The sequence below is a fragment of the Pseudomonas sp. SCPG-7 genome (assembly GCF_002156405.1).
Lineage (GTDB): Bacteria > Pseudomonadota > Gammaproteobacteria > Pseudomonadales > Pseudomonadaceae > Aquipseudomonas > Aquipseudomonas parakoreensis.
This window is the reverse complement of sequence record NZ_MVOO01000013.1, coordinates 60,792-82,298: the sequence shown is the minus strand read 5'-3', so window position 1 is coordinate 82,298 and position 21,507 is coordinate 60,792. Positions and strand designations below refer to the sequence as shown.

The 21,507-nt window shown below is 61.5% G+C and carries 19 protein-coding genes; 7 read left to right on the top strand and 12 right to left on the bottom strand.

Features of this window, described 5'->3' with window-relative positions; all coding sequences use genetic code 11:
* Position 1: 1 nt before the first annotated feature.
* Together B1722_RS21805 and B1722_RS21800 are read left to right on the top strand one after the other, a co-directional pair.
* Positions 2-961 carry a caspase family protein gene (locus B1722_RS21805; protein ID WP_086794247.1) on the top strand — a complete coding sequence of 320 codons (960 nt, stop codon included), beginning with the start codon at positions 2-4 and terminating at the stop codon, positions 959-961.
* On the top strand, positions 961-1,446 hold the full coding sequence (locus B1722_RS21800) for a toll/interleukin-1 receptor domain-containing protein (RefSeq protein WP_041065725.1): 486 nt from the start codon (positions 961-963) through the stop codon (positions 1,444-1,446). Before B1722_RS21805 ends, B1722_RS21800 begins: the two co-directional genes overlap by 1 nt.
* A gap of 52 nt (positions 1,447-1,498) precedes the next feature.
* Here the strand turns inward: B1722_RS21800 and motB are convergent, their stop codons facing one another.
* Positions 1,499-2,575 (bottom strand): flagellar motor protein MotB, encoded by a 1,077-nt coding sequence (motB, locus tag B1722_RS21795; RefSeq protein ID WP_047290970.1) that lies wholly within the window; start codon positions 2,573-2,575, stop codon positions 1,499-1,501.
* Between the two features lie 3 nt (positions 2,576-2,578).
* Entirely contained in the window at positions 2,579-3,430 is an 852-nt protein-coding gene (gene motA / locus B1722_RS21790; protein WP_007952169.1) for a flagellar motor stator protein MotA, read from the bottom strand.
* Positions 3,431-3,596: 166 nt separating this feature from the next.
* Here motA and B1722_RS21785 point away from each other — a divergent pair, with 166 nt between their 5' ends.
* The 4 genes from B1722_RS21785 to B1722_RS21770 all read left to right on the top strand — a co-directional run bounded on the left by B1722_RS21785 (position 3,597) and on the right by B1722_RS21770 (position 8,768).
* On the top strand, positions 3,597-5,135 hold the full coding sequence (locus B1722_RS21785; protein WP_086794246.1) for an HDOD domain-containing protein: 1,539 nt from the start codon (positions 3,597-3,599) through the stop codon (positions 5,133-5,135).
* Positions 5,136-5,177: 42 nt separating this feature from the next.
* Positions 5,178-6,011, top strand: a complete 834-nt coding sequence (gene rhdA, locus B1722_RS21780) for a thiosulfate sulfurtransferase (protein ID WP_086794245.1) — start codon at positions 5,178-5,180, stop codon at positions 6,009-6,011.
* Complete coding sequence (asd, locus tag B1722_RS21775) at positions 6,011-6,871, top strand: archaetidylserine decarboxylase (RefSeq protein WP_041065746.1); 861 nt, start codon at positions 6,011-6,013, stop codon at positions 6,869-6,871. Before rhdA ends, asd begins: the two co-directional genes overlap by 1 nt.
* 142 nt (positions 6,872-7,013) lie before the next feature.
* Positions 7,014-8,768, top strand: a complete 1,755-nt coding sequence (locus B1722_RS21770) for a molecular chaperone (protein ID WP_086794244.1) — start codon at positions 7,014-7,016, stop codon at positions 8,766-8,768.
* Positions 8,769-8,827: 59 nt separating this feature from the next.
* Here B1722_RS21770 and serB read toward each other — a convergent pair whose 3' ends face one another.
* Positions 8,828-10,042, bottom strand: coding sequence for a phosphoserine phosphatase SerB (gene serB, locus B1722_RS21765; protein WP_007967407.1), 1,215 nt, complete (start codon positions 10,040-10,042; stop codon positions 8,828-8,830).
* A gap of 134 nt (positions 10,043-10,176) precedes the next feature.
* Between serB and B1722_RS21760 the strand changes: the two genes are divergently transcribed.
* Positions 10,177-11,691, top strand: a complete 1,515-nt coding sequence (locus B1722_RS21760) for an AhpA/YtjB family protein (RefSeq protein ID WP_041065751.1) — start codon at positions 10,177-10,179, stop codon at positions 11,689-11,691.
* A gap of 248 nt (positions 11,692-11,939) precedes the next feature.
* On the opposite strand, the gene B1722_RS21755 is transcribed toward B1722_RS21760, so the two are convergent.
* The 9 genes from B1722_RS21755 to B1722_RS21710 form a co-directional block, all read right to left on the bottom strand.
* Complete coding sequence (locus B1722_RS21755) at positions 11,940-12,650, bottom strand: membrane integrity-associated transporter subunit PqiC (protein WP_041065754.1); 711 nt, start codon at positions 12,648-12,650, stop codon at positions 11,940-11,942.
* 186 nt (positions 12,651-12,836) lie between these two features.
* The gene (gene parC, locus B1722_RS21750; protein WP_003221074.1) at positions 12,837-15,101 is read right to left on the bottom strand and encodes a DNA topoisomerase IV subunit A; all 2,265 of its coding nucleotides are present in this window, start codon (positions 15,099-15,101) and stop codon (positions 12,837-12,839) included.
* A gap of 7 nt (positions 15,102-15,108) precedes the next feature.
* Positions 15,109-15,633, bottom strand: a complete 525-nt coding sequence (locus B1722_RS21745; RefSeq protein WP_041065757.1) for a TIGR02281 family clan AA aspartic protease — start codon at positions 15,631-15,633, stop codon at positions 15,109-15,111.
* Positions 15,630-16,619 (bottom strand): esterase-like activity of phytase family protein, encoded by a 990-nt coding sequence (locus B1722_RS21740; protein WP_086794243.1) that lies wholly within the window; start codon positions 16,617-16,619, stop codon positions 15,630-15,632. The genes B1722_RS21745 and B1722_RS21740 overlap by 4 nt, the downstream gene beginning before the upstream one ends.
* Complete coding sequence (parE, locus tag B1722_RS21735; protein ID WP_041065763.1) at positions 16,619-18,526, bottom strand: DNA topoisomerase IV subunit B; 1,908 nt, start codon at positions 18,524-18,526, stop codon at positions 16,619-16,621. Before parE ends, B1722_RS21740 begins: the two co-directional genes overlap by 1 nt.
* A 42-nt stretch (positions 18,527-18,568) precedes the next feature.
* Positions 18,569-19,177, bottom strand: coding sequence for a YqiA/YcfP family alpha/beta fold hydrolase (locus B1722_RS21730; RefSeq protein ID WP_041065766.1), 609 nt, complete (start codon positions 19,175-19,177; stop codon positions 18,569-18,571).
* Positions 19,178-19,418: 241 nt separating this feature from the next.
* Positions 19,419-20,234: a 3',5'-cyclic-AMP phosphodiesterase gene (gene cpdA, locus B1722_RS21720; protein ID WP_086794242.1), complete on the bottom strand. Its 816-nt coding sequence runs from the start codon at positions 20,232-20,234 to the stop codon at positions 19,419-19,421.
* Positions 20,235-20,333: 99 nt separating this feature from the next.
* On the bottom strand, positions 20,334-20,786 hold the full coding sequence (locus tag B1722_RS21715; protein ID WP_086794241.1) for a DUF1249 domain-containing protein: 453 nt from the start codon (positions 20,784-20,786) through the stop codon (positions 20,334-20,336).
* Positions 20,777-21,394: an NUDIX domain-containing protein gene (locus B1722_RS21710; protein ID WP_041065772.1), complete on the bottom strand. Its 618-nt coding sequence runs from the start codon at positions 21,392-21,394 to the stop codon at positions 20,777-20,779. Before B1722_RS21710 ends, B1722_RS21715 begins: the two co-directional genes overlap by 10 nt.
* Positions 21,395-21,507 lie beyond the last annotated feature (113 nt).

Genomic DNA, 21,507 nt, shown 5'->3' with positions numbered 1-21,507 from the left:
CATGCGCAAAGGACTGTTTATCGGCATCAACCACTACGACCACGTCTCGCCCTTGAGCGGCTGTAACAACGACGCCATGGCCATGGCGTCGGTGCTGGAGCGTCACGCCAACGGGCGACCGAACTTCAGCAGCAAAGTGCTGACTTCAGCCGAAGAAAAACTCACGCTCAGCCATATGAAACAGCAGATCCAGAGCCTGTTCTCAGGCGACTGTGACGTGGCACTGCTGTACTTCGCCGGCCATGGTCAGTTCGACACCAGCATCGACGAAGGACTCCTGGTTCCCCAGGACTATCAGCCTGGCGGAGACGGGATCCGCATCAGTGACATTCTGGAGTGGGCGGACAAGGCCCCGCACATCAAGAACAAAATCATCATTCTCGATTGCTGCCAGGCCGGCGCAGCAGGCGCCATGCGTAATCTGCGTGGCGGCAGCAGTGTGATCGGCGAAGGCGTGACCATTCTCACGGCTTGCAAAAAAGAACAGTACGCTGTGGAAAGTCGCGGTCATGGCGTATTCACGGATCTGTTGCTGCAAGCGCTGCACGGTGGCGCTGCCAACGTACTCGGCAAGGTCACCCCCGGTAGCGTTTATTCGTTTGTCGACAATGCGCTGGGCGCCTGGGAACAGCGTCCGGTGTTCAAGACCAATGTCTCGCAGTTCGTGCCGCTGCGCGAAGTCGCGCCGCTGATTGCCGAGGAAACCCTGCGCAAACTCAAGGACTGGTTCCCCGAGCCAAGTTTCGTCTTCCGGCTCGATCCCAGCTACGAGCCCACCGAAGCGCTGTTCGACCCCGAGCACGGCGACATCTTCAAGCAACTGCAAATGTGCAACCGCCACAGCCTGATCGAACCGGTGGATGCCGAACACATGTACTACGCCGCGCTTCACTCCACCGGCTGCCGCCTCACGGCGCTCGGCGCCTATTACCGCGAACTCGCCATAAAAGGACACTTCTGATGCCCGTATTCATCAGCTACCGCCACATCGATCGTCCGCAAGCCATGGCGATCAATGCCCAATTGATGCAGGCCAACATCAAGACCTACCTCGACGTACTCGACCCGGAATCGCAGACCACCGACGACATCACCGGGGTGATCACCCGCAACATCACCGAATGCACACACCTGCTGGCGGTGGTTTCGGAGAAAACCGCACTGTCGTGGTGGGTGCCGTTCGAAATCGGCGAAGCGACCATCAGCAACCGACGGATCTGCTCGTTCCGCACCGGGCCCGCGCGGTTGCCGGAGTATCTGGACAAGTGGCCGAAGCTGAGCACAGCCAGTGATCTGAATTTCTTCATCGATGCCTATCGTGAAGAAGTGTCGAGCAAGCGCTCGATGACGCTGGATTCGAGCAACGAATCCTTCAGTGGTACCTATAAGCGCAACGCCGATCTGTTCCATGAACAACTGAAAAACCGGATTCGACGCGGTTTTTGAAGCCGATCAACAGCCACAAAAAAGCCGACATCATTGTCGGCTTTTTTGTCGGTCACTGCTTCGGTGCGGGGGCCGGTGCAGCGGCTGGCGGAGCAGACGGCGCTGGCGCCGCAGTCCCCGGCGCGGCCGGTTTCGGTGCGGCGTCGTCGAACAGGTTCAAGCGTTCGCGCAACTCGTGGGCCGGCACCGGTTGCTGATCCGCCGGCAGCGCGTTCGGATCGACCGGCGTCGCCGGAGCGGCGCCGTTCTGACCTTCGGCGGCTGGCTTGGCCGCGTCGGCACCTTGCGAACCTTCGATGGCGGCCTGGGCCTTTTTGGTCAGGACCACAATGTCGATGCGGCGGTTGACCGGGTTGAACGGGTTTTCCTTGTCGAACAACGCCGACGAGGCATAACCGACGACCCGCGCCACCTGCGAATCCGGATAGCTGCCTGCCACCAGCGCACGCCGCGCGGCGTTGGCACGGTTGGCCGAGAGTTCCCAGTTACCGAAATCACCGGTGCCGGTGTACGGCTTGGCATCCGTGTGACCGCTGATGCTGATCTTGTTCGGCACCGCTTTGATGGTGTCGGCCATGGCCAGCAGGATGTCTTCGAAGTACGGCTTCAGACGCGCGGAGCCCGAGTCGAACATCGGCCGGTTTTCGGCGTCCATGATCTGGATGCGCAGGCCGTTCGGGGTGATCTCGAACAGGATCTGATCCTTGAACTTCTGCAGCTGCGGGTTCTCGTCGACCTTGTTCTGCAGTTCCTGCAGCAACAGTTCCAGGCGTTCTTTCTCGACCTGCTCGGCCATGCCTTCGACCTGCTCGGTGTCGACCGTGACCTTGTCCGGTTGCGGCTGCGATTTCACTTCAGGGTTGAGGGTGTTTTCCGGCGCCAGGGTCGGTGTGCCGCCCAGATCGATGATGTACGGCGTGCCGCTTTCGGAGAAGCCGACCGGATCCTTGAAGTAACCGGCGATGGCGATCTTCTGCTCCGGCGTTGCGGTGGACAGCAACCACAACACCAGGAAGAACGCCATCATCGCCGTGGCGAAGTCGGCGAAGGCGATCTTCCACGCCCCGCCGTGATGCCCACCGGCTATGCGCTTGACGCGCTTGATGATTATCGGCTGATTATTTTCCATGACTTAGCGACCGCGAACGGCTTGTTCCAGCTCGGCGAAGCTTGGACGGTGCGCCGGGTACAGAACCTTGCGCCCGAACTCCACCGCCAGCGATGGCGGCATGCCGGAAGCCGACGCCACCAGCGAAGCCTTGATGGCTTCATAGACGTTCAGCTCTTCCTTGGCATCGTGGGCCAGGGAATGCGCCAACGGGCCGAAGAAGCCGTAGGCCGCGAGAATACCGAAGAAGGTACCGACCAGAGCCGCACCCACGTGCAGACCGATGGATTTCTGATCGCCTTCGCCCAGGGACGCCATGGTCACCACGATACCCAGTACCGCCGCGACGATACCGAAACCAGGCATGGCGTCGGCGATGCCGTTCACCGCATGGGACGGGTGCTCAAGGTCTTCCTTGAGGCTGTAGAGCTCCATGTCGAACAGGCCTTCCAGCTCATGCGGAGCCATGTTGCCGGAGGACATGATGCGCAGGTAATCGCAGATGAACGCGGTCATGCGTTCGTCTTTGAGCACGGCCGGGTACTTGGCGAAGATCGGGCTCGCAGCGGCGTCTTCGATATCGCCTTCGATGGCCATCATGCCTTCGCGGCGGCTCTTGTTGAGGATCTCGTAGATCAGGCCCAGCACTTCCAGATAGAACGTGTGGCTGAAGCGCGAACTGAACATGCTCAGGGATTTCTTGAGCACGTGCATCGTCATGTAACCGGGGTTGGCCTGGAGGAATGCACCGAGGGCCGCACCACCGATGATCATCACCTCGAAGGGCTGGATCAGGGCGGCAATTTTGCCGTGGGAGAGCACGTATCCGCCGAGCACGCTCGCGAATACGACGATGATGCCGATAATTTTAGCCATAGGTAGAAAGTACTTACTTAAGTCGGGTTCAAGGTCATATTCGGAAGTTAAAAAATCTCTTCTTCTACTTATCGGCAAAACTGCGCCAGACTATAGCCAGTTCAGGCGAAAAGCCAATTTAGCCCATGCCGGGCGCGTCTACAGTCAGTGAAGATCCCGTCCAGACATGGCTAATGAAACGAACGTCCCACACGTAAAACCGACCACCCTCGAAGGCTGGGTCAAGCTGCTCGACAGCGTCCGGCTGCCCGTGCCGCAAGAGGCTCACGACAAGGTGTGCCGCGCGATCCGTGACAACCGCAGTTCGCTGCGCGACATTGCCGACCTGATGCAGGACAGCCCGGCACTGGCCTTGAGCATCATCCGTGAGGCGAATCGTCACACCCACGGCACCCTGGCCGCTGCGGCGGAAAATCTCGAGGTGGCGATCAACCGTCTGGGCCTGGCGCGTACCGAAGAATTGCTCGCGCGCCTGCCGGTCGAACCGCAGCTGCAAATCCCCAAAGCCCTGCGCCAACTGCAAATGATCAGCCAGCACGCCACACAACAGGCCAACGGTTTTTTTGCCAGTCGCCTCGCGCGCCTGTGGCAGGACATTCATTGGGGCAGCCTGTTGTTTCTGTCGCCGTTATGGCCGCTGGCGCTGACGTTTCCCGAGTTGCTCGAAGAGTGGGAGCTGCGGGTGATCCACAAGGGCGAATCGGCGCTGGTGGTCGAGAAGCAACTGTTTGGCGTACGCCTGCTGAAGATCGCCGAGGCACTGGTACAGGTCTGGCACCTGCCGATCTGGGTGCAGCAAGGCTATAAACTGCTGCTCAGCGAACAGCGCGAACTGGTGAAAGTGCTGCGTATCGCCCGCGACAGCGAGCATCCGCTGCGCCAGCAGAATCGCCTCGATGACGATCCGACTTTGCGCCGCTGGCTCAATCAACCGGCCAACACCGTATTGCTGGCCAACGGTCTGGCGCTGTCGGCGCAACAGGCCTGGGACAGTCCGCACAGCGAGCGCTGGCAGTACCTGACCAGCCTTTATCTGCAAATCTCGATGGATGAAGTGCAGCAGCAGTTGCACCAGCAAGCCGCCAACAGTGCGCGCCAGCATGCCATGCCCGATCTGTGGCACCCGGCCGTTTCATTATTGTGGCCGTGGGGTACCCATCGCTTGCCGGCCGGGATGCTGCCAGCGGCCGCGCCAAATGCCGAGGACCTGACGCAATGGCGCCGACAATGCGCCGAACTGCTGGCTGAGCCAAGCCGCTTCACCAATGCCATGAGCCTGACCGTCGCCGCGCGCGATGCGCTGGTCGCCAGCGGCATGCGTCGGGTGATGATTCTGATGGCCGACCGCACGCAGTCCAATCTGCGCGTACACCAGACCTTCGGTTTGCCGAAGGAAGCCGCCGCGCTGAATTTTGTCGTCAGTCAGAGCAAAGTCCTGCAACGGTTACTCGCGCAGCAGGCACAAGTACGGATCAACCCCGAGAACAACGCACAGTTTTCCGCATTGTTGCCGCCGGGCCTGCGTTCGCTGTTCCGTGGCGAGCACCTGTTCCTGCGTTCACTGGTCAATAACGGCCGGGTGATCATGATCGTCGTGGCCGATCAGGGCGGCGGGCCGTTCGCCGACATCACCGTGCAGGCATTCGGCAAAACTGCACAATGCATCGAGAAAGCCCTGCACAGCTTTAGCAGCCGTGGCCGATGAGGCTGCGCTACAATCCCCCCCTTTGTGCTCTGGAGACCTCACATGTCTGACTTCTCTGGCTTGCCGCTCGTCATCGAGCCGAGCGACCTGCTCCCGCGTCTCGATTCCCCTGAACTGATTCTGGTGGATCTGACCAGCCCTGCCCGTTATGCCGAAGGTCATCTTCCCGGCGCACGCTTTGTCGACCCGAAACGCACCCAGCTCGGCCAGCCGCCGGCGCCGGGGCTGCTGCCGGCCAAAGCCGATCTGGAGGCGTTGTTCGGTGAGCTGGGGCATCGCCAGGAGGCGGTCTACGTGGTCTACGACGACGAGGGCGGCGGTTGGGCCGGACGTTTCACCTGGCTCCTGGATGTGATCGGTCACGACAAATACCACTATGTCGACGGCGGTCTGCCGGCGTGGCTGGAAGCGGGCATGCCGATGTCGATCCAGGTGCCGCCTGCCGTGGGCGGCCCGGTGGCGCTGACCCTGCACGAAGGGCCGACCGCCACCCGCGAATACCTGCAAAGTCGACTCGGCGCCGCCGATCTGGCGATCTGGGATGCCCGTGGGCCGCTGGAATATTCCGGCGAGAAAGTGCTGGCCGCCAAGGGCGGACACATCCCCGGCGCGGTCAATTTCGAATGGACGGCGGGCATGGACAAGGCGCGTCAGCTGCGGATCCGCACGGACATGCCGCAGATCCTCGAAGACCTCGGGATCACCAAGGACAAAGAAATCATTACCCACTGCCAGACCCATCACCGGTCGGGCTTCACTTATCTGGTGGCCAAGTCCCTCGGTTATCCGCGGGTCAAGGGCTACGCCGGTTCCTGGGGCGAATGGGGCAACCACCCTGATACGCCTGTCGAGATTCAAGGTTCTAAGGACAACTAATGAAAGAGCGTCTGTTTATCCTCAGCCAGTACTTGCTGCCTCATCACCTGCTGTCGCGTCTGGCCGGCTGCATTGCCGAGTGCCGCGTGCGCTGGTTCAAGAATGCCTTCACCCAGTGGTTCGCCAAGCGTTATCAGGTGGACATGTCGCAAGCGCTGGTCGAAGACCTGACCGCCTACGAGCACTTCAATGCCTTCTTCACCCGTGCCCTGAAAGACGGCGCGCGCCCGCTGGACCAGACCCCGGGCGCGATCCTCAGCCCGGCCGACGGTGCGGTCAGCCAGCTCGGCCCGATCGAACACGGTCGCGTGTTCCAGGCCAAGGGCCATAGCTTCAGCGTGCTGGAACTGCTCGGCGGTGACGCGGCGAATGCCGCACCGTTCATGGGCGGCGACTTCGCCACCATTTACCTGTCGCCGAAGGATTACCACCGCGTGCACATGCCGCTGGCCGGCACCCTGCGCGAAATGGTCTACATCCCGGGCCGGATTTTCTCGGTCAACCAGACCACCGCGGAAAACGTGCCGGAACTGTTCGCCCGCAACGAACGTGTGGCGTGCATTTTCGACACCGAGCGCGGGCCGATGGCTGTGGTGCTGGTGGGTGCGATGATCGTCGCTTCGATTGAAACCGTATGGGCCGGTCTGGTGACCCCGCCGAAGCGCGAGCTGAAAACCTTCCGCTACGACGAAGCTGCCCGTGCGCCGATTCATCTGGAAAAAGGTGCTGAACTGGGACGCTTCAAGCTGGGTTCGACCGCGATCGTGCTGTTTGGCCCGGATCAGGTGAAATGGGCTGAAGAGTTGGTCGCCGGTTCGCCAGTACAAATGGGCCAGGCTCTGGCGCTGCCAAACGCCTGATCCATTGGCGCCCCCTGTGGGAGCTGCCGCAGGCTGCGATCTTTTGACTTAGTTTTTAAAAACCAGGATCAAAAGATCGCAGCCTGCCGCAGCTCCTACCGGTTGAAGGCCGACATGCTCATTTGCTGCTATGGTTTTTGGCATGAGCCAGACCATCTCCCCCCCGCTGCTGAGCGCTCCGATTCCCACGCAGTCGCGCCTGTCGTTCTGCGAAGCCACCCCGCGCGACCTCAAGCGCTGGATCGCCGGCCTGCCCAAGGCCAACATCGGCGAAACCGCCCGCCAGTTGTACCAAGGCCTGGGCGAACTCAATCAATTGCTGACCCCGAGTGACAATCGCCTGCAACTGCTGGAGCTGCTGCGTCCCGAGGTGTATTTCGTCTGCCAGCATCTGGAACGGCACTTCCTGCATCAGGCGATCATGCTCGATGACCGTTCGCGCAAGATCAGCAACCTGTGTCAGGCACTGCAAAGTCAGTTGGCCATCGGTTACAAACAGATCGTGCTGCGCATCGTGCCCAAGTACCACAAGGATCGTGCGGCGCTGGTCAGTCAGGCCCTGCAACGCGCTGCGCATGCGCTCAAGGGACAACTGCTGCGCGCCGCGCAGCTGTATAGCCCGGCGCCGGAACAACTGTGGTTCGAGCTGCATCAGTTGTATCGCTGCGCCTGCGGCGTGCAACTGCAACAGCGTCGGGTGCACGACGACCTGGCGAGCCTGACCACCGAGCTGAGCCTGGAGCAGACCTACATCGCCGCGCTGCTGCTGGGCAGCGCTCGTTGCAACCAACTGCGGCAGAACCAGATCGCCCGACTGGCTGAGGTGCTGGAGCCGTGGAGCGCCCTGCTCAGACTGCATCCCGGCAGCCCGGACGACGGGCTGTTCGCCATCTGCGCCGATCTGGACACCGGCCCGCGCTACCGCAGCATGTTTCGCAAGGAACAACAGGGCACCCTGCTCGGCGTCAATCCGCAGCCGCTGGTGAATGTCATCGAAGCGCATTTACTGCATCAGGAAACATCGACACCACTGCCCGTCCCGTCGGGACTGAGCCTCGACACCCTGCAGCATCTGCACGCCAGTTGGGGCCAGACCGCCGAGCGCAGTTTTCAGCGCACCCCCGGCCAGGGCAACCTGACCGTGTGCGTCGGCATGAGCGCCCTGCACTTCTACTTGGGCGGCGAACGTACCTTCAGCGAGCTGCTCAAGCATCCCGGTGCCCGTGCAGCGAACTTCAGCCGCGCCGTGGCCAAGGGCGAAAAAGACAGTTGGAGCCAGGCGTTCGACGCCGCCCCGCAAAACAGCGCTGAGGAATTTCTGCCGTACGAAGAGATTCAGTACGACCATATCGGCGAAGACGACAGCACAGCCGACCACACTCCGCACTACCCGACTTACACCTTGCCGGTGATCAACCATAGCCCCGGAGGTTATTGCCTGGGCTGGCCGAACGAAGTGCCCGCCGAGTTGCAGGCCGGGGAAATGGTCGGGATTCAGGACAGCTCGAATCAAGGCTGGAGCATTGCGGTGGTGCGCTGGATTCGTCAGGTACGCGGTGGCGGACCGCAAATGGGCATTGAGCTGGTGGCGCCGCACGCCGAGCCCTGCGGTTTGCAACTGGTGCGTTCACGGGACGATCACAGCCACTACTTGCGAGGCCTGCTGCTGCCCGAGATCAGTGCCATCGACTTGCCCGCGACCTTGCTGGCTCCGCGCCTGCCGTTTCAGGAAGGCAATAAAGTGCTGATCAACACCCATGGCGAAGAACACCGCGCCGGGCTGGATCGACGGGTGGCGAGCACGCACAGTTTCAATCAGTTTGCCTATCGCTCGCTGGAAGCCGCGCAGCATGGCGGGGGCGAGGAGGATTTCGACTCGTTGTGGAAATCGCTTTAAAGCTTTAAAGAAACTGTGGCGAGGGAGCTTGCTCCCTCGCCACAGAGGCCGCCTCAGGCTCAGAGCTGCCCGTCGCGATCGCGAAAGCCCAGCAGATACAGCACGCCATCCAGCCCCAGCGTGGAGATCGCCTGCTTCGCCGACTGCTTGACCAGCGGCTTGGCGCGGAATGCCACACCCAGACCGGCAATCGCCAGCATCGGCAGGTCATTCGCACCGTCGCCGACGGCGATGGTCTGCTCCAGGCGCAAACCTTCCTTATGGGCCAGCTCCTTCAGCAGGTCAGCCTTGCGCTGGGCATCGACAATCGGTTCGATCGCCACGCCGGTGCACTTGCCGTCGACCACTTCCAGTTCGTTGGCGAACACGTAGTCGATGCCGAGTTTGGCCTGCAACTGCTTGGCGAAGTAAGTGAAGCCGCCGGACAGGATCGCAGTCTTGTAGCCCAGGCGTTTGAGCTCGGCGAACAGGGTTTCGGCACCTTCGGTCAGGCGCAGCGAGGCGCCAATCGAATCCAGTACGCTGACATCCAGGCCTTTGAGCAATGCCAGACGCTCTTTGAAGCTGGCGCGGAAGTCCAGTTCGCCCGCCATCGCACGCTCGGTGATGGCCGAGACTTGCTCGCCGACACCGGCGGCCTTGGCCAGCTCGTCGATGACTTCGGCTTCGATCAGGGTCGAGTCCATATCGAATACCGCCAGACGCCGGTTGCGCCGGAACAGCGAATCTTCCTGGAAGGCGATGTCGACGTTCAGCTCCTGCGCGACGCTGAGGAATTCGGCACGCAGCGCCTGCGGATCAGCCGCTTCGCCACGCACGGAGAACTCGATGCAGCCCTTGCCCTTGTCCGCCGGAGTGTCCAGCGGCATGCGACCCGACAGACGGTCGATATGGTCGATGTTCAAGCCATATTTGGCGGTGATCGAGCTGACCGCCTGCAATTGGCCGGCGGTCACTTTGCGGGTCAACAGGGTGACGATGTGGCGTTTCTTGCCCTGATTGCCCACCCATTGCTGGTAGTCCTCTTCGGACACCGGGGTGAAACGCACCTGCTGGTCGAGCTCGTAGCCCTTGAACAGGATGTCCTTGAGCACGGCTTTGCCTTGCTCGGAGTCGGGAATCTCGACCAGGATGCCGAACGACAGGGTGTCGTGGATCACCGCCTGACCGATGTCGAGAATGTTCACACCACCTTGTGCCAGAACGCCAGTAATGGCCGCAGTCAGACCCGGACGGTCGACTCCCGTGATGTTAATCAGGACGATTTCGCGCAACGCGCACCCCCGCAACTGGAAAAAAACCGCATTCTACCCACTTTCAGTGACCATCGGGCACCGCGAGCGCTTTGCCGGTCTAGGGCCTGTCGCTATACTGCGCGTCAACTTCACGGACAAAAGAGCCGAGCTCAGTGAACCGGCCCACGCCAGTTAAAACCGATAACTTCTTCCTGCTGATCTTCCGTGCACTGCGTCATCGCCGTGTGCCGATTGCATTGCGCATTGCCAGCCATAACGTGATCCTGGTCGCTCTGGCCCTGGTGATCTATGCCGGGGTGATGGGCTTGCAGTTCAAGCAGGCCATGCACGAGCAGGCCGACGCGCTGGGCGAAAGCCTGACCACGCAGACCGCCACCTCCGCCACTGAACTGTTGGTATCCAACGACATCCTCAGCCTCAACGTGCTGCTCAACAACCTGACCAAGAACAAGCTGGTGGCCCACGCGGCCATCTATAGCGTGGACAACCGCATCCTCGCCGAATCCGGTCAGCGCCCCAAGCACAGCCTGTTGGGCGAAGCCGAGGGCATGTACGAGAGCAAGATCACCTTCCAGGACGTGACTGCCGGGCAACTGCGCATCAGCCTGGACATGGATCAGTTTCAGCAGCCGATGACCATCAGCCTGCAGAGCATGGGCATTCTCAGTGCGATCCTGTTGGCGCTGTCGCTGGCTCTGAGTCTGCGCATGGGCCGCTATCTGTCGACGCCCCTGCTGCAATTGCGCGTCTGGCTGCGCAACATCGACGAATACACCCCGGGTACCGACCGTCAGGACGAGATCGGCGATCTGGCGCGTCAGCTGCACGCCAACTTCGCCCCAGAGCCTGCGCCCAAACCCGAGCCCGAGCCGGAACCCGAGTTCGAAGAAGAGGATGAGCCAGAGTTCGAAGTGCGCAACCTGCGCGACCCGAGCTTTGACGAAACCCGCCCGATGGCTGCGCAAAAACCTGCACCGCGCCATGTGGTCAGCACCGTTGAAGATGATGAAGACGACGACGCTTTTGCTGACCTGCGCGACGAATCGCTGGATGCAGCGCCGCAACCGATCACGCGCAAGGCCACGCCTAGCGTGCCCCAGCACAGCGCGGTACTGGCCGTGCAACTGGGCTCGCAGGAACAACTGCGGCGCCTGCCGCGTGCCCGTCTGGAAGAGTTGCTGGAGCGCTACCGCGATTGCCTCGATCAGGCCGCTTCGCTGTATCAGGGCGAGATCGAAACCCTGAACGACGGCAGCACGCTGATGCTGTTCCACACCGAAGACAGCGGTGACGACTACCTGACCAATGCGATCTGCTGCGGTGAATTGCTGCGGGCGCTGGGCCATCAATTGCAGATCGAAGTCGCCGACAGCGGCATCACCCTGCAATTGCAGTTGGGCCTGACCCTGGGTGAAGACCTGTTCGGTCTGAGCCAGATCGACTTGCTGCTGACCGACTCGGCCCAGGATGCCCTGGCCCTGTCGCAGCACAGCCGCAACCTGCTGCTGGTCGAGCGCAAGATCGGTGACGACGGGCTGATTCGCCAGCGTGCGCGGATCCGTCCGATCGCCAGCCCTGAGGGGGCTTGCTGTGTGGAGCGCTTGATGGAGCCTTATCCGTCGATGCTCGAGCGGCAACTGGCGCGGATGCATGAGCGCCGGGCGTAAGCTTCAGGCCTGATGCACAGAAGCCCGCAAACAAGTGATTGTCTGCGGGCTTTTTTGTGGCCTGTACCGGCCCTTTCGCGAGCAAGCTCGCTCCCACAGTGGACGGTGGCTGCCACAGACCTTGTGAACACCTTCAAGACCTGTGGGAGCGAGCTTGCTCGCGAAGAGGCCCGCACTGACGGCAAAGATTTCCAGCCCCCAGACACAACAAAGCCCGCACAAGGCGGGCTTTTTGACTCGAACCAGACTCAGAAGCGGAACACTTCCATATCCGTGCGAATCGGCGAAGCCATCGGAATCTTCGGCTGCTTCTCTGCATCCGCCGCCGGCGCTGCCGGTTTAGGCGCTGCCTTACGCGGTGCTTCGGCCACCGGCGGCTGGTTGGCCAATGGCTTGAGCGCCACCGACAACTGCTCGGCCAGACGCTGCAGCAGAATCCCCTGTGCTTGCACCTGCGAAGCCGTGGTCCCGGCATGCAACTCTTGCAGATGAACGATGCGGTTATCGCGTACCTGCCCACGACGGTCGATCAGACGCCATTGCGCATCGAGGATTGCCGGTTGTTTCTGACCGGAATCCAGTCGCGTGATGGTTAGCAATACCTGCACATCCGGCGTGAAGCCCAACGTCGCGGGTGCCAGCACTACACGCTGACTGTCCAGATGACCCGCCACCTGTCGCATCAGCAACTGATCGATATCCGACGAAAGGCTGCCCGCCCAGCGACCATCGGTCGAGGCTTGCAGGCTGCCGTCGGGCTGACGCTGCAGCAGGGTTTCTCGTTGCAGGTAATCGGCCACGACGATCGGGCCCAACAAAACCGCCATGCCAGCGCTTTGCGCAGGCTGAACCGGACTTCCGCTGTCCAGTTGATACAGCGACACCGGCTGGTGAACGCTGCAGCCCGCCAGGCCCAAAACGCCAGCGAGCAGGAAAATAAGAGGGCGCAGAGCAGTCATCATCCCGTCCAGGTGGCCGCCACAAGGCTGACCACAGTGAAAATACTCAATAAATATGAAGAACGCTCGGCCACGCCGGCGCTTGGAAAGGCCATATCATCCGTGAATATGCGTTCCGACTCCAGCGCCAAAGCGTCGATCTACGCGTTAAATCGTAGTTCGACGCCTCTAGAGGGGCGTTTTCGCCTAATTGAGGTTTTCGACGAGCAGCGCATCCACCCGCTGGAAGCCCCTCGGGAGTTTATTCCCGCGACGTCCACGCTCACCTTTATAGTGTTCGAGATCGTCGGCCTTCAGCGACAGGGTCCGTTTTCCGGCCTGCAGCACCAAGGTTGCGCCTTCCGGAAGTACGGCGATGTCCGTGACGTATTCTTCGCGACTGGCCACACGCTCACCGGAAATACCGATGATCTTGTTGCCTTTGCCCTTCCCTAATTGTGGCAGATCGCTGATTTTGAAGATCAGCAGGCGACCTTCGGTCGTGACCGAGGCCAGCCAGTTCTGCTCACGATCGGCCACTGGGCGCGGCGCGATAACTTTGGCGTTGTTCGGCAGGCTCAACAGGGCTTTACCGGCCTTGTTTTTGGCTTGCAGGTCTTCACCCTTGACCACGAAACCGTAACCGGCATCGGAGGCGATCACGTACAACGCATCGTCTTCGGGCATCAGCACGCATTCGAACGTGGCGCCGGGCGGCGGGGTCAGACGACCGGTCAATGGCTCACCCTGGCCTCGAGCCGACGGCAAGGTGTGCGCGGCCACCGAGTAACTGCGACCGGTAGAATCGATAAACACCGCAAACTGATTGGAGCGCCCCGCCGCCGAGGTCTTGAAACCATCGCCAGCCTTGTACGACAGGCCGGTGGCGTCGATGTCGTGACCCTTGGCCGAGCGGATCCAGCCCTTCTCGGACAGCACGACGGTGACTTTCTCGTTCGGCAGCAGATCGTGTTCGGTCAGCGCCTTGGCTTCGGCACGCTCGACGATCGGCGAACGACGATCATCGCCATAGGTTTCAGCGTCTTTCAGCAGCTCGGTGCGCACCAGCTTCTTCAGTTTGGCTTCGCTGCCCAGCAAGGCTTGCAACTTGGCCTGTTCCTTGAGCAGCTCGTCCTGCTCATCGCGCAGCTTCATCTCTTCCAGGCGCGCCAACTGCCGCAGCCGGGTGTCGAGGATGTAGTCGGCCTGGATTTCGCTGAGGGCGAAGCGCTCGATCAGCTTGGCTTTCGGATGCTCCTCGGTGCGGATGATGTGGATCACTTCATCCAGATTGAGGTAAGCGATCAACAAACCGTCCAACAGGTGCAGGCGGCGCTCGACCTTGTCGAGGCGGAATTGCAGGCGACGACGCACGGTCAGTACGCGGAACTCCAGCCATTCGACCAGCAATGCGCGCAGGTTTTTCAGCTGCGGCTTGCCATCCAGACCGATGATGTTGACGTTGACCCGGTAGGTCGATTCCAGCTCGGTGCTGGCGAACAGGTGCTGCATCAGCGCTTCGTGATCGACGCGGCTGTTGACCGGAATGATTACGATGCGGCACGGGTTTTCGTGGTCGGATTCATCACGAAGGTCAGCGATCTGCGGTGCTTTCGACGGCTTGGCCTGCATCAGCGCGGCGATCTGCTCCAGCACTTTGGCCCCGGAGACCTGGTGCGGCAGCGCGGTGACGATGATGTCGCCGTCCTCGACGTGGTACACGGCGCGCATGCGTACCGAGCCCTTGCCGGTTTCGTACATTTTCAGCAGGTCGGCACGCGGCGTGATGATTTCCGCTTCGGTCGGATAGTCCGGGCCTTGAATGTGTTCGCAGAGCTGTTCGACCGTGGCTTTCGGCTCATCGAGCAGGCGCACGCAAGCGGTAGCGACTTCGCGCAGGTTGTGCGGCGGTACGTCGGTGGCCATGCCGACAGCAATGCCGGTGGTGCCGTTGAGCAGGATATTCGGCAAACGTGCCGGCAGAACCAAGGGTTCCTGCAAGGTGCCGTCGAAGTTCGGCCCCCAGTCGGCCGTGCCCTGGCCCAACTCGCTGAGCAGCACTTCGGAATAGCGCGACAGGCGCGCTTCGGTATAACGCATGGCGGCGAAGGACTTCGGATCGTCCGGCGCACCCCAGTTACCCTGACCGTCAACCAGCGTGTAGCGATAGCTGAACGGCTGAGCCATCAGCACCATCGCTTCGTAGCACGCCGAGTCGCCGTGCGGGTGGAACTTGCCGAGCACGTCACCGACGGTACGCGCCGATTTCTTGTGCTTGGAATCAGCGTCCAGCCCCAGCTCGCTCATGGCGTAGACGATACGCCGCTGTACCGGTTTCAGACCGTCGCCGATATGCGGCAGGGCACGGTCCATGATCACGTACATGGAGTAGTTGAGGTAGGCATTTTCGGTGAAGTCAGCCAGCGAGCGGCGTTCTACACCGTCCAGGCTGAGATCAAGGGAGTCGCTCATGCGGGCCTCATCGGTTCGTTGTCTGGCGCAGCAGCATGGTGCCACCGCGCTGGGTGAATTCAAGTTTGTTCAGGGCGCTCATGCCGAGCAGCACCTGATCGCCATGCAGCCCCGGCGCCACCAGTGCGCGGACGTCCCGCAGCACGATGTCGCCCAGTTGCAGGCGCTCGATCTTTGTCCGGTAGCCCTGGCTCAGGCCGTTGGCCGTGCTCAGGGTCACACCGAAACCTTCTTCCAGTTTCAAGCGTTTGGCCAGATCCGCCGGGATCGCCACATCGGTCGCGCCGGTGTCGAGCATGAACTCCACCGGCTCACCGTTGATCTGGCCACTGGCGACGAAATGCCCTTGGGCATTGCCCGCCAGTTTTACTTCGACCACGCCGTCATGCTGCTCGGACGTGACCACCACGTTCGGATTCTGCTGACGTTCTTCCCACTGGCCGAAAAACCGTGTGGCCAGAAACAGTCCCGCGCACCAGGCCAGAATCATCAACACCCGGCCGGCGCGTTTGCCCGGCGGTTGCTGACTCACGGTTTGGCGCTCCAGCCACCTTCAGGCGCGGCGAAGCGCCAGACGATCGGCCGAACCTCACCGTCGGCGCGCGGGCCGAAATTATTGTCGACGCCGACCCACGCCCCCTCCGCATCAACGATCAGCGCCTCTTCCAACCCGAAGTTCTGCGAATAACGGCGGTTGGCCTGCAACAGTTCAGCAGCGTACGACCAGCAACGCTCGACCTTGGCGGTCTGCGCATCACGCCGACAAATCTGGAAGGCGTTGCGTTCAAGGGTAAACAATTTGCCGTTGAACAACGAAAGGTCGGAAAAGTCGCGGTCGACTGCTTTGGCGTGCGGGAACTGCGGCGGCTGCATCTCCTTGCCGCCCTCGCTGAGCAGCACGCAACGACCGTCGCAATCCCACACGGTCTGCTGACGCTTGATCAACAGCAAGCCACGGTTTTGCCGTTCCCCGGCCAGCCACATCTGATCGCCCGCCGGGTTGATCGCCAGACCTTCGAAGATCGCATTGAAATGCAGGAGCATGCCACTGGCCCGCGCTTCGCGAACCATCATCGGCGAAATCTTCAGCCAGTTGACCGGGCCGCTGACGGGCACTTGCAGGACCGCCGCGTGGCCCTCGCTGACAATGTAGCGATTGCCGGCGCTGTCGCAGCTGATGCCTTCGAAATCCAGGTCGCCACCGCGCACGAACGACGCGGCCCAATTGCGCGAGCGCAATCCCCACGGCAAACCGGTCTCCGGCACCAGAGGCACGTCGATGTGCAAGGCTTCAGCCTGCCAGACCTGATCGGCGGTGTTGAGTCGATAGATCTGGTCGTCATCGCGGTCCGACACCGTCCACAACTCGCTGCCACACATGGCCAGTCCCGACAGGTTGCCGCCACGCATGCCTTCGACCGGGTGTTCGGAGAGCACGCGCAGCTCCTGCAGCGGTTCGGCCGACACGCTCATCGCACTCAGCAGCAAGGCACCCACCAAGGCCCAGCCAAACCGCATCAGGCCAGCACCTCGGCCAGGTTGCCCTTGGATTCGAGCCAGGTCTTGCGGTCACCGGCGCGTTTCTTCGCCAGCAGCATGTCCATCATTTCCGAGGTTTGGGCAAAATCGTCGCCCAGTGTCAGCTGCACCAGACGCCGGGTGTTCGGGTCCATGGTGGTTTCGCGCAGCTGCGGCGGGTTCATTTCACCCAGGCCTTTGAATCGGGTGACCTGTGGCTTGCCGCGTTTCTTCTCGGCCACCAGACGGTCGAGAATCCCGTCGCGCTCGGCTTCGTCGAGGGCGTAGTAGATCTCTTTGCCGAGGTCGATGCGGTACAGCGGCGGCATCGCCACGTAGACGTGCCCGGCATCCACCAGCGGGCGGAAATGCTGGACAAACAGCGCACACAGCAGCGTGGCGATGTGCAGACCGTCGGAGTCGGCGTCGGCGAGGATGCAGATCTTGCCGTAGCGCAGCTGGCTCATGTCCGTGGCGCCCGGATCGACACCGATGGCCACGGCAATGTTGTGCACTTCCTGGCTCGCCAGCACTTCGCTGCCGTCGACTTCCCAGGTGTTGAGGATCTTGCCGCGCAATGGCAGGATCGCCTGGAATTCCTTGTCCCGCGCTTGCTTGGCGGAACCGCCGGCGGAGTCACCTTCGACCAGGAACAGCTCGGAGCGCATCGGATCCTGACCCGCGCAGTCGGCCAGTTTGCCCGGCAGCGCAGGGCCCTGGGTAACGCGCTTACGCTCAACTTTCTTGCTCGCCTTGAGGCGACGACCGGCGTTGTTGATCGCCAGTTCGGCCAGCGCCAGACCGGTTTCCGGATTGGCGTTGAGCCACAGGCTGAAAGCGTCCTTGACCACGCCGGAAACGAACGCCGCCGCTTCACGGGACGACAGACGTTCTTTGGTCTGGCCGGAGAACTGCGGTTCCTGCATCTTCATCGACAGCACGAAAGCGATGCGTTCCCAGACGTCTTCCGGCGCCAGCTTCACGCCGCGTGGGAGCAGGCTGCGGAATTCGCAGAACTCGCGCATTGCGTCGAGCAGGCCCTGACGCAAACCGTTGACGTGGGTACCGCCCTGCGCCGTCGGGATCAGGTTGACGTAGCTTTCCTGCACCGCGTCGCCACCTTCCGGCAGCCACAGCAGCGCCCAGTCCACCGCTTCTTTATTACCGGCCAGGCTGCCGCAGAATGGCTCGTCCGGCAGGCGTTCGAATTCGCTGACCGCGTCCACCAGATAGGAGCGCAGGCCGTCTTCGTAATGCCATTCGACTTTCTCGCCGGTGCTTTTGTCTTCGAAACTGACCAGCAGCCCCGGACACAGCACAGCCTTGGCCTTGAGCACGTGCTTGAGGCGGCTGATGGAGAATTTCGGTGAATCGAAATATTTCGGATCCGGCGCGAAGTACACGCTGGTGCCGGTGTTGCGCTTGCCGACGGTACCGACGATTTCCAGTTCGGTGGCCTTGAAGCCATCCTTGAAAGTCATCTGGTATTCGTTGCCGTCACGCTTCACCCGTACCCGGACTTCGGTCGACAAGGCGTTGACCACGGAAATACCCACCCCGTGCAGACCGCCGGAGAACTGGTAGTTCTTGTTGGAAAACTTGCCGCCCGCATGCAGCTTGGTGAGGATCAGCTCGACACCCGACACACCCTCTTCCGGGTGAATGTCGACCGGCATGCCGCGTCCGTCGTCGCTGACCTCCAGCGAGTGATCGGCGTGCAGAATCACCTGCACCGATTTGGCGTGGCCGGCCAGGGCTTCGTCGACACTGTTGTCGATGACTTCCTGGGCGAGGTGGTTCGGCCGACTGGTGTCGGTGTACATGCCGGGGCGTTTGCGCACCGGGTCGAGGCCCGAGAGGACTTCGATGGCGTCGGCGTTATAAGAGCTAGCGCTGGGAGTGGCCATAGGGTCTCGTCGTCAGTAATTCAATGAAAAAGGGGCAAGACGTCACAGTGCGGTGAAATCGATTGCCTGATACAAATCGGCGCCAATGCCGGCAAAACTCAACAACGCCGGTAATTGTTCGGCAAAACCCTGGTAACCATGGTCGCCGCCGGCCTGAATGCGCAAGGCGCAGGCCCGGTAATACTGCTGGGCGAGGCGATAATCCAGTGTTTCATCGCCGGTCTGCAACCACACCTGATAGCGCTGCGCATCCACGGGTGCCGGCACTTCCAGCTCGGCCAGGGCCGTCACATGGTCATGGGTCAGTTCCCAGGTCTCATCGGTATACAGGTTTTTCTGCGTGCCCAGGTAGCCGTCGAACATCCGGTGCGGGCTGACCGCCGGGTTGACCAGCAGGGCTTTCAAGCCGTGGCGCTCAGCCAAGTGAGTCGCATAGTAGCCGCCGAGTGAGCTTCCCACCAGCAACGGCCGGCCCAGCTCGGCAATCGCCTGCTGCAACTGACCGATGGCTTCATGCGGGTGGTGATGCAGCGCCGGGACACGCAATTGCTCGCTCAAACCCAGCCGTTCCATCACCTCGACCAGCTGACAGGCCTTTTTCGAGGCCGGCGCGCTGTTGAAACCGTGGATATAGAGGATCGAACCGGACATTTGAGCTCCCTGAGTGTCGGCGAAAGATAGCGGAGTTTACAGGGAGAAAGCCCCTCACCCTAGCCCTCTCCCGGAGGGAGAGGGGACTGAATGGGGGATATTCAAGAGCTACACCGACTTGAGCGAGTTTCAGCGAATCCATAATCGACACATTCTTTCAGGTCGATGGATAATGCCAGACACCTCGGTCAGCTCCCTCTCCCTCCGGGAGAGGGCTGGGGTGAGGGGCTCTTGATCGAAATCAGTAGCCTTCGGAGCCGTAATCGACGGTGAATTCGAAGTCGGTCACACGCTCGACACCGGTCTCCAGCCGCCCATCCGGCAACAGCCGCAACCAGCGATAGCCCGGCGCCTGTTCGCCGACCTTGAAGTCGTGACTGCCCGGTTCGAACTGGATGCAGGTCGACGGTGAGGCCATCAGCCGTACGCCGTTGCGTTCGCGATCGATCTCTTGATGCACATGCCCCCACAGCACCGCGCGCGCCTGTGGAAAACGATCGAGCACGTCGAAAAACGCTTCCGGGTTGCGCAAGCCGATCGGCTCCATCCACGAGCATCCGATCGACACCGGATGATGATGAAAACACACCAGATGATGGCGCTCCGGCGCTTCGCTCAACGAACGGGCCAGCAGTTGCAGCTGATCGTCCTGCAGATAACCCGGCACCGAGCCCGGCACCGCCGAATCGAGCAAGGTCACGCGCCAGTTGCCGACATCGACCACCGATTCCAGCAATGCACTTTGCACCGCGGCCTGAGCCATGATTTGCGGCTCATCGTGATTGCCGGGAATCCAGCGCGCCGGCGCATCGATCTGCGCGGTCATCTGGCGAAACAGTTGATACGACTCAAGTGTTCCGTCCTGTGACAAATCCCCCGTGGCCAGCATCAGGTCAATCCGCGGCTGCTGCTTGAGTACCTGCCCAATGACCTTTTGCAGACTCTCGCGGGTGTTCATGCCCAGCAGCGTGCCGTCCGCCTCGGCGAACAGGTGACTGTCGGATAACTGCACCAGCAACGCCGGATCGGCGGTGGTCAATGTGGATACGCTCGGCAAGGCGTTCTCCCAGGGCAAAAGCACGGAATCGGTTGAGTGCCGCAATTATGCTGGGGGATGGCGCAAAGGGGAAACCGGCGAACCGGACGCAGTTCACAACTAGCGTACGACTTCGTACTCGTGCCCCAGGGCCAGGCAATGGCTCAGCCATTCCCCCAGGAACAGATTGAGCTGGGCCTTTTCATCCGGCTGATACATCGCGGCGTTCGGGTAAGGATAGATGCCGCGAAAGCGTCGTGCATGTTCGGCGCTGATCACCTCGGCCATGCGCGCATCGTGATAGACCTGCACCTCCAGTTGCGGCACCGGCAACCACGGCAGACTGTGCTCCTGGCGCACCTGCAAAGTGGTGGTGTACGGGCAGGTCTGCAGCACTTCGAGGGCCAGCACGCCGAGCATCTGCTCGCCCTGGGTCACGGCGATGCGCCGCGCTTCGGGGTCGTTGCGCATGTCCGGCACCAGTCGCATCAGGCGCGCGTAGTTGGCCTCGCAGGCGGCTTGCAGCCCCGCAAGGTCAACTCGATAACGATCGCGCAGCTTGTTTACGACCATAACCCCCTCACTTCGGCGCGGTTCAGCGCCAGCCATTGCAAGGCGATGATGCTCGCCGCATTGGCAATGCGTCCGTCACGGACGGCCTGCAAGGCATCTTCAAAGGCCCAGACCGTAACGCGGATATCTTCTGCTTCTTCCTCCAGCCCGTGCAGGCCGCCTACGCCGTCGGTGCTGCAGTGCCCCAGGTACAAATGCACGAATTCGTTGCTGCCGCCCGGCGACGGAAAATATTTGGTCATCGGCCACAGGGCCTTGATGTCCAGTCCAGCTTCCTCCTGTGCCTCGCGGTGAGCAACTTCTTCCGGCACTTCAACTTTGTCGATCAGACCGGCGACCAGCTCAACCAGCCACGGGTTGTCGGTCTTGCCCATGGCCCCGACGCGAAACTGCTCGAGCAGCACCACTTCGTCACGCTGCGGATCGTACGGCAGCAGGCACACGGCATCGTGGCGCACGAAGACTTCGCGGTTGATCTCGCGGCTCATGCCGCCGGCGAACAGCTCATGGCGCAGGTGCAAACGGTCGAGCTTGTAGAAGCCCTCGTAGCAGCGCTCGCGCTTTACGACGTCGACGTTGGCCGGAGTGGCGTTGGCAAAATCTGTCATGAGCATCCTCTCTTACTGCAAATCCCGATACGAGGTGCCTTGTGGTGACCGGCAACCTCGACTTCGCGCCATCCTAACGCGCCGGTGATGATTGATGCAGCCCCTTTACCGTC